The organism is Lentibacillus halophilus, from assembly GCF_055395055.1.
This window is the reverse complement of the sequence record NZ_AP043750.1, coordinates 912244-926176: the sequence shown is the minus strand read 5'-3', so window position 1 is coordinate 926176 and position 13933 is coordinate 912244. Positions and strand designations below refer to the sequence as shown.

General features: G+C 42.2%; 13 protein-coding genes. 7 read left to right on the top strand and 6 right to left on the bottom strand.

The window, feature by feature from the left end; translation table 11 throughout:
* Positions 1 to 60 precede the first annotated feature (60 nt).
* From gyrB to dnaA, 6 genes are all read right to left on the bottom strand, one after another.
* Positions 61 to 1986 (bottom strand): DNA topoisomerase (ATP-hydrolyzing) subunit B, encoded by a 1926-nt coding sequence (gene gyrB / locus ACZ5Q7_RS04240; protein WP_343751800.1) that lies wholly within the window; start codon positions 1984 to 1986, stop codon positions 61 to 63.
* Positions 1987 to 2027: 41 nt separating this feature from the next.
* Positions 2028 to 2309 (bottom strand): extracellular matrix regulator RemB, encoded by a 282-nt coding sequence (remB, locus tag ACZ5Q7_RS04235; protein WP_343751801.1) that lies wholly within the window; start codon positions 2307 to 2309, stop codon positions 2028 to 2030.
* 15 nt (positions 2310 to 2324) lie between these two features.
* Complete coding sequence (recF, locus tag ACZ5Q7_RS04230) at positions 2325 to 3437, bottom strand: DNA replication/repair protein RecF (RefSeq protein ID WP_343751802.1); 1113 nt, start codon at positions 3435 to 3437, stop codon at positions 2325 to 2327.
* A gap of 15 nt (positions 3438 to 3452) precedes the next feature.
* Positions 3453 to 3677 (bottom strand): RNA-binding S4 domain-containing protein, encoded by a 225-nt coding sequence (locus ACZ5Q7_RS04225; RefSeq protein WP_343751803.1) that lies wholly within the window; start codon positions 3675 to 3677, stop codon positions 3453 to 3455.
* A gap of 213 nt (positions 3678 to 3890) precedes the next feature.
* A complete protein-coding gene (gene dnaN / locus ACZ5Q7_RS04220) occupies positions 3891 to 5027 on the bottom strand; it encodes a DNA polymerase III subunit beta (protein ID WP_343751804.1) in 1137 nt (378 codons plus the stop codon).
* A gap of 184 nt (positions 5028 to 5211) precedes the next feature.
* Positions 5212 to 6564: a chromosomal replication initiator protein DnaA gene (gene dnaA / locus ACZ5Q7_RS04215; protein WP_343751805.1), complete on the bottom strand. Its 1353-nt coding sequence runs from the start codon at positions 6562 to 6564 to the stop codon at positions 5212 to 5214.
* A 571-nt stretch (positions 6565 to 7135) separates the two neighbouring features.
* On the opposite strand from dnaA, the gene rpmH reads away from it, so the two are divergent.
* The 7 genes from rpmH (at position 7136) to rsmG (ending at position 13744) form a co-directional block, all read left to right on the top strand.
* Positions 7136 to 7270: a 50S ribosomal protein L34 gene (rpmH, locus tag ACZ5Q7_RS04210; protein WP_343751806.1), complete on the top strand. Its 135-nt coding sequence runs from the start codon at positions 7136 to 7138 to the stop codon at positions 7268 to 7270.
* A gap of 126 nt (positions 7271 to 7396) precedes the next feature.
* Entirely contained in the window at positions 7397 to 7741 is a 345-nt protein-coding gene (gene rnpA, locus ACZ5Q7_RS04205) for a ribonuclease P protein component (protein WP_343751980.1), read from the top strand.
* A gap of 100 nt (positions 7742 to 7841) precedes the next feature.
* Positions 7842 to 8606 carry a YidC family membrane integrase SpoIIIJ gene (spoIIIJ, locus tag ACZ5Q7_RS04200; RefSeq protein ID WP_343751807.1) on the top strand — a complete coding sequence of 255 codons (765 nt, stop codon included), beginning with the start codon at positions 7842 to 7844 and terminating at the stop codon, positions 8604 to 8606.
* Positions 8603 to 9217 carry an RNA-binding cell elongation regulator Jag/EloR gene (jag, locus tag ACZ5Q7_RS04195; protein WP_343751808.1) on the top strand — a complete coding sequence of 205 codons (615 nt, stop codon included), beginning with the start codon at positions 8603 to 8605 and terminating at the stop codon, positions 9215 to 9217. The genes spoIIIJ and jag overlap by 4 nt, the downstream gene beginning before the upstream one ends.
* 412 nt (positions 9218 to 9629) lie before the next feature.
* On the top strand, positions 9630 to 11006 hold the full coding sequence (gene mnmE, locus ACZ5Q7_RS04190) for a tRNA uridine-5-carboxymethylaminomethyl(34) synthesis GTPase MnmE (RefSeq protein ID WP_343751810.1): 1377 nt from the start codon (positions 9630 to 9632) through the stop codon (positions 11004 to 11006).
* A gap of 73 nt (positions 11007 to 11079) precedes the next feature.
* Positions 11080 to 12966: a tRNA uridine-5-carboxymethylaminomethyl(34) synthesis enzyme MnmG gene (mnmG, locus tag ACZ5Q7_RS04185; protein WP_343751811.1), complete on the top strand. Its 1887-nt coding sequence runs from the start codon at positions 11080 to 11082 to the stop codon at positions 12964 to 12966.
* Between the two features lie 61 nt (positions 12967 to 13027).
* Positions 13028 to 13744 (top strand): 16S rRNA (guanine(527)-N(7))-methyltransferase RsmG, encoded by a 717-nt coding sequence (gene rsmG, locus ACZ5Q7_RS04180; RefSeq protein ID WP_343751812.1) that lies wholly within the window; start codon positions 13028 to 13030, stop codon positions 13742 to 13744.
* Positions 13745 to 13933: the final 189 nt, after the last annotated feature.

The window sequence follows — 13933 nt, the reverse complement described above, 5'->3', positions numbered from 1 at the left end:
TGCTGCTTCCTATTACTGTATTGGTATGACTGTATTGATTACCGCAGAAAGTACAAGTACTTACACATCCAAATTTTGCACATATTCCGCATTCTCCTGAATGAAATTCCTGCGCGGTTCCACTTTATCCCCCATCAGCATATCGAAAATATAATCCGCATCCATCGCATCCGATAGCTCGACCTGAAGCAATGTGCGGGTATCTGGGTTCATCGTGGTTTCCCAAAGTTGGGTTGCATTCATTTCACCAAGCCCTTTATAGCGCTGAAATCCGGGTTTTGGTGAGTTCGGTATTTCTTCTAAAATTCGCTCCATTTCCTTATCATCGTACGCATAGTAGGCGGCTTTTCCCTGCTGAATTTTATACAATGGCGGCTGCGCAATGTAAACATAGCCGTTTTCAATCAGCGGACGCATATAACGATAGAAAAATGTTAAAAGTAAAGTGCGGATATGGGCACCGTCCACATCAGCATCGGTCATAATAACAATTTTCCCGTACCGTGCTTTCGTCATGTCAAATTCCTCACCAATGCCGGTACCGAGTGCAGTAATCATTGCCCGAACTTCTTCATTAGATAAAATTTTATCAAGACGAGCTTTTTCGACATTCAATATTTTGCCTCGTAATGGCAATATAGCCTGGAAGTGTCGATCGCGCCCCTGTTTAGCAGATCCACCTGCTGAGTCACCCTCAACAATATATAGTTCTCCGATGCTTGCATCCTTGGATGAGCAATCGGCCAGCTTACCAGGCAGATTAGAAACCTCAAGCGCACTTTTACGCCTTGTCAGTTCCCGTGCCTTCTTGGCAGCAATTCGCGCTCGGGATGCCATTAACCCCTTTTCCACAACGACTTTGGCAATGTCCGGATTTTCAAATAAAAACTTGGAAAAGACGTCACTGAACGCCGAATCGGTCACCTTTTTTACTTCGCTATTTCCAAGCTTTGTTTTTGTTTGCCCTTCAAACTGAGGATCTGGGTGCTTAATGGAAATGATCGCTGTCATACCCTCCCGGACATCATCGCCGCTCAAGTTCGGATCATTTTCTTTAAACATGTTATTCTTCCGGGCATAATCATTGATAACCCGGGTCAGTCCGGATTTGAACCCCGATTCATGAGTTCCGCCTTCATACGTATGAATATTGTTGGCGTACGAATAAATATTGCTGGCAAAACCATCATTATACTGAATGGCGACTTCAACTGTTATCTGTATATCTTCACTTTCAGCATAGAACGGTTCATGCAATACTTGACGATTCCGGTTGATATACTCGACATAGGAACTGATACCGCCCTCGTAGTAAAACTCGACAGGTTCTTCGTTGGTTCGTTTATCCTCAATGGCAATCGTAATGCCTTTATTTAGAAATGCCAGCTCCCGTAACCGTTGAGTGAGGGTGTCAAAATCAAATTCAACAATCTCGGTGAAAATTTCCGGATCCGGTTTAAATTGTATCTTTGTCCCCGTTATATTCGTTTCATCAATAGTTTCGACAGGCCCTTGAGGTATGCCTTTTTCAAATCCAAGATAGTAAACTTTCTCATCACGGTAAACATAAACATCCAATGTGCTTGACAGGGCGTTAACCACCGAGGCGCCGACACCATGCAATCCGCCGGAAACCTTATAACCCCCGCCACCAAATTTACCGCCAGCATGCAGAACGGTCATAATGACTTCAATTGCCGGTTTGCCGGTTTTCTTTTGAATATCGACAGGAATGCCGCGCCCATTGTCGATGACGGTAACACTATTATCTTTTTCAAGAATAACGTTAATTCTGTCACAAAAACCGGCCAGTGCTTCATCAATACTATTATCAACTATTTCCCATACGAGATGATGCAACCCTTTTTCACTGGTTGCCCCGATGTACATTCCGGGCCTTTTGCGAACCGCTTCCAGTCCTTCCAATACTTGAATCTGCTCCGCATCATACGCCTGATTATTTGAGACTTTTTCCTCTGCTGACATCTTATCACCTACGTTTCTACTAATAGATGGTCCTTAAGCGCTTATTCTTCGAGTTCATTTGAAAAGTCTTCCAGTGTACTGGTCGACAGAGTCATGCCGGAACGCTTTTTGAGCGTTGCAACGGACAAGGAGCTGCAATAAATATCATCTTCCGTGATCACAACAGATTTAACGTCATCAGCAGCGTTGAAGACGTGCTGCTTTATGCCTGTGTTCACCAGCATTTCTTCCATAATGCTGGACGACATCGCGACATTACGGTCAATAATGGAAATAATATCGTCTGATTGGATAATGCTATCATTGCCTATATGAATAAACATTCTATCCCCCCATCATCATGTATGTGCAACACCATCTCTGACATGAAACAACTCCGCTTTCCGCAGTGTTTCATGGTTAATCCCGTCAACACTTGTTGTGGATACAAAGGTCTGTACTTTGCCTTGAATGCTATTCAATAAATGGGACTGCCGGTGATCATCCAATTCGCTCAACACATCATCAAGAAGCAATACCGGATATTCACCAACCTCGCTGGAGATAAGTTCAATCTCGGCAAGCTTCACCGATAAAGCGGCAGTCCGCTGCTGTCCTTGAGAACCGAATGTCTGTACATTTTTCTGATTAACATAAAAAATGAGATCATCCCGGTGCGGTCCTGCTAAAGTGGTGCCACGTTCAATCTCTTTGTCCTGTAACTCATGATATTTATTCGTATATACAGTCTCTATCGTTTCCTTATTTGCTGATTCTGATACCTCAATGGTAGGAGCATACCTGATTTCAAGTTTCTCCATACTGCGAGTAATACTATCGTGAACCGGAGAAGCCCACTTCCGAAGCAATTCCAGAAAAACAAATCGTCGCTCCAACAAGATCGCTGCATGTTGCGAGAGCTGATCGGTCAGAACCTGCAACATATCAGGATCCCATTTTTCCTGGAGCTTCATCTGTTTGAGTAAATGATTACGCTGTCGCAACGTTTTCTGGTATTGACCCAAATGGTACATGTAGCTCGGTTGTATCTGACCAAGTTCCATATCGATAAACCGTCTTCTGATCTGAGGCGATCCTTTAACGAGGGCCAAATGTTCTGGGGCAAACATGACAACGTTGAGCGCACCAATATAATCGCTCAAACGTTTCTGCTCCAGATGGTTTAATTTTGCTTTTTTGCCCTTTGCTGACAAAATAACTTCGAGCGGGAAATGGCGATTTCGTTTGTAAATGGTTCCTTTGACTGTTGCGTAAGCCTGTTCCCACTGAATAAGCTCTTTTTCTCTGGGCGTCCGGTGTGATTTTGTGAATGCGAGTAAATAAATGGCTTCCATCAGATTGGTTTTCCCTTGCGCATTCTCCCCGATGATAACATTGACTTTATCATCAAAGGAAAGGTTCAATTGTTCATAATTTCGGTAGTTTTTCAATTGAAGGTGGTTAATTTTCATAGCAATTCCCCGCGACTATTCTTTGGAAACGACAAAGGTCCCGATATCATCCACGGTCACGCTGTCACCCGGGTACAACTTTTTGCCTCTTTGGTATACACGCTCATCATTAACCAGCACTCCAATGTCCTGTAAGTAGGCTTTAACCATCCCGCCAGAGTCAAGGACATTCATCATTTTCATAAACTGCCCCAGTGGAATAAAATCCGTGCTTATTGCTATTTCTTCATAACGATTCATAAGTTTCACCAGACTTTGTTCATAATGGTCAGTACGCTTTTTATACTTCCTATCTATTTTACTAAAAATTTATTGATAAGGGAAGGAAAGAGCATCTTATTTTTATTATGATCAAGAAATACAGAGGTAAAACGAATAAAAGTGGAACAGCTGAAAAATACTCCAGCTGTTCCACTTGTTCAAATATCGGATTAATTGAAAAAGTTTTGGTGATCAATACGTTCTCACGGGCAGAATTAATTGCAATATGGGATCACCGTTGATCGGCTTAATAATAAATGGACGCATAGCACCAGTGAATTCAATAATGACGTCATCATTTTCGATGGCTTTTAATGCATCAAGCATATATTTGGAACTGAATGATATCTTAACGTCTTCTCCTTCCATGGATTGAAGGGAAACTTCTTCAGCTACTTGCCCAACTTCCGGGGAATTACTGCTGATCTGTAGCGTTTCCGTATCTTTGGTTGTTAATTTGACCACATTGTTGCGTTCATCTCTTGCAAGCAGTGACGCACGATCAATGGTATCAATCAATTCTTTTGTTTTCAGATGTAGTCGTGTTTGGCTTTTTTCAGGAATCAGCCGTGATGTTTCCGGATAGTTGCCATCGAGCAGCCGTGACAGGAAGTTTAAATGCTTCGTCCGGAAGAGAATTTGATTGTTGGCAACGCTTATTTCCACTCTTTGGTCATTATCATCTAGAATTTTATACAATTCATTTAAGCTTTTGCCCGGAATAACAATGCTAGAAAATGCGGCATGCATATCCTCGATGGAAACTTGACGTGATGCCAGCCGGTGACTGTCCGTTGCTGTGAAATGAAGTGTTTCTTCGTCCATTTTAACATTAACACCGGTAAGAATGGGTCTTGTTTCCATCGAGGAAACGGCGAAACCAGTCTGCTTAATGAGATTTTTTAACAAATCAGCCTGGATTTCAAAGTTGTCATCTGTCTGCAGTGCCGGTAATTTCGGATACTCGTCCGCATCCTGTCCATTCAGGTTAAATTTGGCCTTTCCGGAACGAATGGTCACTTTTAGACTCGCATCTGCCTCAATTTCAACAGTCTTTTCTGGAAGTTTTCGAACAATATCTGGAAAATAGCGAGCTTGCACAACGATACTTCCAGCTTCAATTTGTTCCGCATTGATCATACCATCTTCTTCAGCCGGTATAAATGATTCAATTGAAATATCAGAGTCACTACCAGTTAATGTGATGCCGTCTGATTCAGCTTTTATTTTCATTCCGGTCAGGATAGGAATAGCGGCCTTAGCTGAAATAGCCTTCATGACGTCTTGTACACTGGAGATCAGTTGGTCACGCTGAACGACAAATTTCATGAGATGAATTCTCCTTTTGATGCATGATTATATATATTTATTAATAAAATACCGTAATAATCGTAGTAAGGGTTGTGATTATGTGGATATCCTCAAACTTGTCTGTTTTCACCAGTTATTCACATGTGGACAAGATGTTTATGAACTGGTTCATTTCGTCCACATCATTAACAACGACCCAGTACTAGAATGATTTTAGTTGTTCTTTTAATTCTTCCACATCTTTTTGCAGCAATGTGTCGTTCTCCATGGTTTTAACGACTTTCTCATGAGCGTGAATGACTGTTGTATGATCGCGCCCACCGAATTCGTCGCCGATTTTTGGCAAGGAGAAATCGGTTAATTCACGTGCTAAGTACATAGCAATCTGACGGGGAAACGCAATGGATTTTGTTCGTTTTTTAGCAGCAAAGTCGTCCAATTTTACATTATATTTTTCTCCCACAGCTTCTTGAATTCCATGGATAGTAATTGTGCGTGGTTTGCTGCTCGGTATGATATCTTTTAGGGCATCTGCTGCAAGGGATGCATCAATATCCTGATTCACTAAAGAGGAGTAGGCGACAACACGTATCAGTGCTCCTTCGAGCTCCCGTATATTGGTGTCTATTTGATTCGCAATGTACAACATAACTTCATTCGCTATGTCAAGCCCCTCTGCTTTTGCCTTTTTGTTTAATATAGCAATTCGTGTTTCCAAGTCAGGTGGCGTGATATCTGTAATCAATCCCCATTCAAATCTTGAGCGCAAACGGTCTTCCAGTGTCGGAATTTCCTTTGGTGGACGGTCGCTGGAAATGACAATTTGTTTGTTTTCTTCGTGCAATGTATTAAATGTATGGAAGAATTCTTCCTGTGTTTGTTCTTTTCCAGCAAGAAATTGAATATCATCTATAAGTAAGATGTCCACATTTCGGTACTTGTTGCGGAAATTGGCTGCTTTGTTTTCCATAATGGCGTTAATAAACTCGTTCGTAAATTTTTCGGATGTCAAATAGTCGACTTTGGCTTTTGGATTATGATCTTGAACATAATGCCCAATTGCGTGCATCAAATGTGTTTTTCCCAGGCCGACGCCGCCATAGATAAATAGTGGATTGTATGCCCGTGCCGGTGCTTCAGCAACAGCCAGAGATGCGGCATGCGCAAAACGGTTGCCAGATCCAATAACAAACGTGTCAAATGTATATTTGGAATTCAGCATAGTTTTTGCTTCATTTGTATCATTGCCTGTATTTGCCGTCGGAATTTTCTTGGGGGACTGGCCCACATCGTCTTCCGATTCATTAGCATCCGGGATGACAAACCGAGTTGACAGTTCGGCTCCGGTGAGCTCCAGCAGTATATCGTCGATCAGACCAGTATAATGGCCTTCCAACCAGTCCCGTGCAAATTCATTTGGTGCAGATATAATCAATGTATTATTATCCAGGGATTCGGCTTTTGTGTTTTTTAGCCACGTCTCATAACTGGGTTTGCTTATTTTGTCCTCGACGTTCTTTAATGCCGCATTCCATAGATCGTCGACATTTTCCATGAAAAGTCACCTCTTTCTGTACCCGAAGATGATAGAAAAACCTTTCCTTAATCTTTCGCAAGGGTCTTAGTCATGAAAGATGGAAAGGTTTTGTAGAATAATTTGGCATGTTTTATAAACTGTGGATGATATGTTCCCAGTGTGAAGCGATCATATGTCGTTTGTTTACATCATCCACAACTATGTTTATGGACGAGTTGATAGAGTGTGAACGATTATTCACACTTTATCCACAGATTGTTGATAACATTTATTGCTGAATGTTTTATTCACACGCTTAAACACAAATATAATACCAAATAAAAACGGGTAGTGCAACGGTTTATCGACAGTTATCCACAGAATTCGCTGGATGTAGACATCATGTGTCCACATTATCTGGTTTTGTGAATAGGCTGTCGATATACGTTGTGGATAGTGTAAACGTGTTGAAATTTGGAGCACAATAAAGTGTGGATAAGTTTTTTCCGAGCAAACATTGACAGGCCGAAGTTGTTTTCCTTATAATGAATTAGACTGTCATAAAAAAGAACAAGATAGATTTGTTATTCCTCAGGGAGGTGCAGGATATATGAAACGTACTTTTCAGCCAAATAATCGCAAACGTAAAAAAGTGCACGGGTTTCGTAACCGTATGAGCACAAAAGATGGCCGTCAGGTTTTGAAGCGCCGTCGTCGTAAAGGAAGAAAAGTATTATCTGCATAGACCACTGAATCATTCAGTGGTCTTTTTTCCACTTAAGACATAAACGCATAAACCTAATTTTGAACATAGAATTTTTTCGGGTGAACGGTGAACGAGGATCCGGATAGCATGGTAAAGGTGATGGCATTGAAAAAGGCGTATCGGATAAAAGCGAATAAAGAATTTCAACATATGTTTCAACATGGCTCGTCATTTGCAAACAGACAGCTTGTTCTATATTATATAAAGAAGTCAGAGCAAACCCATTTTCGTATTGGCTTGTCTGTTGGAAAAAAGATTGGCAATGCTGTCACTAGAAATAGAATAAAACGTCATTTGAGAGAAGCTTTTCGCGAATTGGAATCAAGAGTTTCCCCGGTTTATGATTTGATTATCATTGCACGAAAGCCTACAAGACGAATGGACTATAACGGCGTAAAAAAAAGTTTGATTCATTTATTGTCCAAAGAAAAGTTGTTATCGAAAAAATAACGACGTTTTTCATTTTTATATAGAATCTTACATTTATTTAATGGTAAAATAACTACGAAAATAGGATACATAGGTGTTTTGTCAGTTAGGAGGAAATGCGTTGCGTAAAAAAATGCTATTGCTGATGGCTGTGGTCGGGCTGACAGCAATATTGTCCGGATGTATGCAAATCAATGAACCGATCACCTCGGAAAGTGAAGGTATCTGGAATTCATATTTTGTCTATCCGTTATCGGAGACGATCAAATATTTGGCGGGGCTGTTCAATGGCAGTTACGGCCTGTCGATTATTGTTTTGACGATTTTTATCCGTCTGATTCTACTTCCGTTAAACGTTAAACAATTGAAAAGCTCTAAAGCGATGCAGGAGATACAGCCAGAACTGAAAGAATTACAGCAGAAATATTCTTCTAAAGACGCCAATACTCAGCAAAAGTTGCAGCAGGAAACGATGCAATTGTTTCAAAAGCATGGAGTGAATCCGCTTGCAGGTTGTCTGCCGATTTTTGTACAGATGCCGATTTTGATTGCAATGTATCATGCCATCAGGCGTACGCAAGAGGTTAGCGAACATTCTTTTCTCTGGTTTGAATTGGGGTCATCGGATCCTATTCTGCCACTTATCGCTGGTGCAGCAACATTTCTGCAGCAGAAGTTAATGATGGCGGGAAGTGCGGCGGCACAAAATCCACAAATGATGGTTATGCTATATGTGATGCCCATCTTTATTACGATTGCTGCGTTTATCTTTCCATCAGCGTTGGCGTTGTACTGGGTCGTCGGTAACATCTTTATGGTTGCCCAGACCTTGTTAATCCGCAAGCCAATGATGAATGATCAAAAAACTGGGGGAGACAAAACGTGAGAGAAATAACTGTCAGCGGGCAAACGGTTGAAGAAGCGGTCCAATCATCACTGATGCAGTTAGACACCACACGGGACCAGGTGGACGTAGATGTTGTTGATGAAGGCAAAAAAGGTATTCTCGGCGTCTTCGGGTCTAAACCGGCAATTGTGAAGGTTCGTATCCCGGTGGATCCAGTGGAAAATGTAGAGACATATTTGGCGTCGATTGTGGACCATTTGGGTCTTACTGCAGAGGTGACAACAGCCGTCCATGGCAGTCATGTTTATTTTAATATAACCGGAGAAAATATTGGATTAATGATTGGGAAACACGGACATACGTTAAATGCCATTCAATATTTGACGCACCTAGTCATTAATAAAGACAGGCATGATCACTATACCGTAGCGGTTGATGCGGAGGGGTATCGGGAACGGCGCAAAGAAACATTGGAATCACTTGCTCATAAAATGGCCGAAAAAGCCATTCGATCTCACAGAGTGGTATCACTTGAGCCAATGCCGGCCTTTGAGCGCAAAATTATTCATCATGCCTTGCAAAATAATGATCATGTAGCAACAGCCTCGGAAGGGCTGGAACCCCATCGGCATATCGTTATCAGACCATAATATAGACGATTACGATGAAACGTCCGGGAAACCAACTCCCGGGCGTTTTTTGTCGTGCAAGGGGGAAGTTGCTAGGGTCACCGTATAAAGTTTTATGATCTTTTTATTCACATGTGGATAAAAAGATTTTTTGTATCGATTAATTATTTACATGTGGATAAGTTTATTTTTGACTGATTTTATGATATTCTATTGTGTTAGTGGCATGTAAATAAATAGCTTTTATCATATGTTAATGTGTTATCACATTTTGCTGCTGACTGTGGGAAAACCACAAATGTAAAAAGGGGGATCAACAATCCGTCCATACCTGATTCAAACAATGACATTCAGTGGAAAGAAGAGATTTTTCCGCTGAATATTGTTTCACGTTATATAGATGTCAAAATGAAAAAAGATGGAGGTGATAACCATGGAGACAGAGACAATTGCGGCCATATCAACACCAGTTGGTGAGGGAGCGATATCGATTGTCCGACTGAGCGGTGAACAAGCCATTCCGGTAACGGCTGAATTGTTTCAGGGCAAAAATTTGCTTGAAGTAGAAACGCATACTATTCATTATGGTAAAATTGTTGACCCAGCCGTTGGTCACGTTGTTGAAGAAGTGATGGTAACTGTTATGCGGGCACCTAAAACATTCACACGGGAAGATGTTGTTGAAATTAATTGTCACGGTGGAATGGTTGCGGTGAACCGTGTACTAGAAATCACTCTTGATAAAGGCATACGGATTGCCGAACCGGGTGAATTTACCAAGCGGGCATTTTTACATGGCCGGATTGATTTATCACAGGCGGAAGCAGTCATGGATATCATCCGCTCCAAAACGGACAAAGCCATGTCGGTGGCATTTAAGCAGATGGACGGCCGATTGTCGCAATTAATCGGGCGACTCAGACAAGAGCTTCTGGAAACTGTTGCCCACGTGGAAGTAAATATTGATTATCCGGAGTATGATGATGTGGAGCAAATGTCAAAGACTATGATGCAAGACAAAACAAAGGACGTGCATCAGGAATTGGACCATTTGCTCCAAGTGGCCAAACAGGGGAAAATTTTGCGTGAAGGTTTGGCTACAGCGATTATTGGTCGTCCGAACGTCGGTAAATCCTCTTTGATGAATACACTCGTGCATGAAAATAAGGCGATTGTAACGGAAGTACCGGGAACAACTCGTGATACTATAGAGGAATATGTCAATGTCCGTGGTGTCCCGCTTAGATTGGTGGACACGGCCGGAATTCGGGAAACGGAGGATATCGTTGAAAAAATGGGTGTTGACAGATCCCGCGAAGCTCTTCAGGAAGCCGATCTGGTGCTTCTGGTACTGAATTATAATGAACCGTTGACCGAGGAAGATGAGAAACTGTTTGAAGCGGTGCAAGGTCTTGATTATATTGTGATGATTAATAAAACGGACCTGGATCAGAAACTTGATATAAACGACGTCAACGAACGTGCTTCCGGGAAACCTGTGATCACAGCATCCCTTATCCAGGAAGAAGGCATTGATCAGTTGGAATCGGCCATTGCCAGAACATTTTTTGCCGGTGATATTGATACTGGTGATATGACATATGTCACCAATGTTCGACATATCCAGCTTCTCAAACAAGCCAAACAGGCACTCGAAGACGCTATGGGGAGTTTAGAAATGGATATGCCGCTGGATATTGTACAGATTGATGTCACCAGAACGTGGGAATTTTTGGGTGAAATCGTTGGTGATACGGCCAGCGAGAGTTTGATTGATCAATTGTTTTCCCAATTTTGCCTTGGAAAATAGCCCGTAACGATGAAGGTTTCGTTTTAAAAGGATAGTGGTTTGTTTCATAATAGTAAAAGAAAGGGTGAACACAATGGTATATGACGCTGGACATTATGACGTTATCGTTGTCGGCGGAGGCCATGCCGGTGCAGAAGCAAGTGTCGCCGCAGCAAAAATGGGCGCAAACACGCTCATGCTGACGCTGAATCTGGACATGATTGCTTTCATGCCGTGCAACCCATCACTTGGTGGACCTGCTAAAGGCATTGTCGTCCGTGAAGTGGATGCCCTTGGTGGTGTCATGGCTAAAGTCATAGATAAAACACACATTCAAATGCGGTTGTTGAACACAAGAAAAGGTCCCGCTGTTCAGGCTTTGCGGGCACAGGCGGATAAGCCGCTGTATATTAAAGAAATGAAACATGTCCTGGAAAGTCAAGAGAATTTAACACTTCGCCAAGGTATGGTCAACGAATTGATCATGGAGGATGGCGAGTGCAAAGGGGTTATTACCGAGACGAAAGCTGCCTATTATGCGGATAAGGTGATCGTTACCACCGGAACCTTTATGCGTGGGAAAGTATTGATGGGGGATCTGGAATATGAAAGTGGTCCAAACAATCAACGCGCCTCCATTAAATTATCCGAAAATCTGGAGGAGCTCGGTCTCTCCCTAACACGGTTCAAAACAGGCACACCACCAAGGGTCAACAGTCGCACCATTGACTATTCCCAAACGGAAGAACAGCCGGGGGATGCTAAGCAGCAACAATTTTCCTATGAAACGACGGAGTATATTACCGATCAGATTCCATGCTGGCTCACGTATACGAATGAATTCACACATCAGATTATTAACGATAATTTGTCGTTGTCCGCAATGTATTCCGGCATGAAACGCGGTACAGGACCGCGTTATTGTCCGTCGATTGAGGATAAAATTGTCCGATTCAATGACAAACCGCGCCATCAAGTATTCCTTGAGCCGGAAGGGCGGGATACCCAAGAAGTTTACGTGCAAGGACTGTCAACCTCATTGCCGGAATATACGCAGCATGAGATGATCAAAACGGTCCCAGGATTGGAAAATGCTGAAATTATGCGGGCAGGCTATGCCATTGAATATGATGCGGTCATTCCGACACAGATTTGGCCAACAATGGAATTAAAACAAGTGCCTGGGTTGTTCACAGCCGGACAAATTAACGGGACGTCTGGTTATGAGGAAGCTGCTGCACAAGGTATTATGGCTGGAATCAATGCCGCAGCCAAAGTACTCGGCAAAGAACCACTCATTTTGGACCGATCCCAGGCTTATATCGGTGTTCTTATTGATGATTTGGTGACCAAGGGAACGAAAGAACCATATCGCTTGCTGACATCTCGTGCTGAGTATCGTCTGCTTCTCCGTCATGATAATGCGGATATGCGTCTAACGGAAATCGGGTATTCTTACGGGTTGATCAGCGACGATAGATATGAGCAATTCACTGAGAAAAAACGACTTGTTGAAGAAGAAAAAGAACGTCTTGGAAAGATCGTTATCAAACCGGAAGAACCTGTGCAATCGATGTTGAAGGAAGCCAATGGATCTCCGTTGAAAGAAGCGGTCAAAGCATACGATCTGTTGAAGCGTCCGGAAGTCACTTATGATATGGTGGAACAGATTATTGAACCGAATGATGAATTGCCGCCAATCGTCAGGGAACAAGTTGAAATTCAAATCAAGTATGAAGGCTATATTAAGAAAGCAAACGAACAAGTGGACAAAATGCTGAAAATGGAAAACAAGACGATCCCTGATAACATCGATTATGACGATATTGATGGTATTGCTTCTGAGGCGAAGGAAAAACTGAAAACCGTGCGGCCGCTGTCGGTCGGTCAGGCCTCCCGTATTGCCGGTGTTAATCCGTCTGATATATCCATTTTGCTCGTTTATATTGAACAGGGAAAAATCGCCCGGGTTGCCAACTAACCAAGCCGGTGCGAATGAATCATTGCCGACTGGAAAGCCATGGAGAAAGGAGTCCAGCTAAATGACACCAGAACAATTTATAGACGAACTGCGTGCTGAAGGCATTCATTTGACCGAGAAGCAGATTGCTCAATTTGAAACGTACTTTCATACACTGGTGGACTGGAATGAAACGATTAACCTGACCACGCTGACCGATAAAGAAGATGTCTATTTAAAGCACTTCTATGATTCTGTATCGGCAGCTTTTTACCATGACTTCACGGAAGGCAGTCATATTTGTGATGTGGGTGCTGGGGCGGGTTTCCCCAGCATCCCACTCAAAATATGTTTTCCTGAATTGAAGGTTACGATTGTTGATTCGCTCAAGAAACGCATTCATTTTTTGGAGCACTTGGCTTCTGAGCTGCATCTAACTGATGTTACTTTTCATCATGCCCGCGCTGAAACGGCAGCTGTCGATCGTGTTTATCGAGAAGCCTTTGACATTGTGATGGCTAGAGCCGTTGCCAAAATGACTGTATTAAGTGAATTATGTCTTCCATTAACAAGGAAAAACGGCACGTTCATTGCAATGAAGGGAGCAAATGTTGACGAAGAGGTTAAAAATGCGGCAAAAGCATTCAACGTGCTTGGTGGAAAACTGGAAACTGTCCATGCCTTTCAATTGCCTGAAGAAGAAAGCGAACGATCCATTGTTGTGGTACATAAAACGAACGTCACACCAAAAAAGTACCCGAGAAAACCAGGAATGCCTACCAAAAAGCCAATTACATAAATGGACGAAAAATGAATGGAAAGATTATGCTATGATTTCATACTTTTTCGTCGTCAGATATGATAGAATAATAGTAACGTATTATTATCTTATGTGGGAAAACACATGATATTGTCGGATTGTGTAAGTCTATTTTTTTGGTCTAAAGTCATTAATGAAGTGGGATTGTTTCACGTGGAACATGAAATA

What these genes read in the sequence shown, in the direction of transcription:
- rpmH (WP_343751806.1), top strand. Translation starts at nt 7,136, where the DNA reads ATGAAACGTACTTTTCAGCCAAATAATCGCAAACGTAAAAAAGTGCAC.
- ACZ5Q7_RS04225 (WP_343751803.1), bottom strand. Translation starts at nt 3,677, where the DNA reads ATGAATCGTTATGAAGAAATAGCAATAAGCACGGATTTTATTCCACTG.
- recF (WP_343751802.1), bottom strand. Translation starts at nt 3,437, where the DNA reads ATGAAAATTAACCACCTTCAATTGAAAAACTACCGAAATTATGAACAA.
- mnmE (WP_343751810.1), top strand. Translation starts at nt 9,630, where the DNA reads ATGGAGACAGAGACAATTGCGGCCATATCAACACCAGTTGGTGAGGGA.
- remB (WP_343751801.1), bottom strand. Translation starts at nt 2,309, where the DNA reads ATGTTTATTCATATAGGCAATGATAGCATTATCCAATCAGACGATATT.
- gyrB (WP_343751800.1), bottom strand. Translation starts at nt 1,986, where the DNA reads ATGTCAGCAGAGGAAAAAGTCTCAAATAATCAGGCGTATGATGCGGAG.
- dnaN (WP_343751804.1), bottom strand. Translation starts at nt 5,027, where the DNA reads ATGAAATTTGTCGTTCAGCGTGACCAACTGATCTCCAGTGTACAAGAC.
- rsmG (WP_343751812.1), top strand. Translation starts at nt 13,028, where the DNA reads ATGACACCAGAACAATTTATAGACGAACTGCGTGCTGAAGGCATTCAT.
- mnmG (WP_343751811.1), top strand. Translation starts at nt 11,080, where the DNA reads ATGGTATATGACGCTGGACATTATGACGTTATCGTTGTCGGCGGAGGC.
- dnaA (WP_343751805.1), bottom strand. Translation starts at nt 6,564, where the DNA reads ATGGAAAATGTCGACGATCTATGGAATGCGGCATTAAAGAACGTCGAG.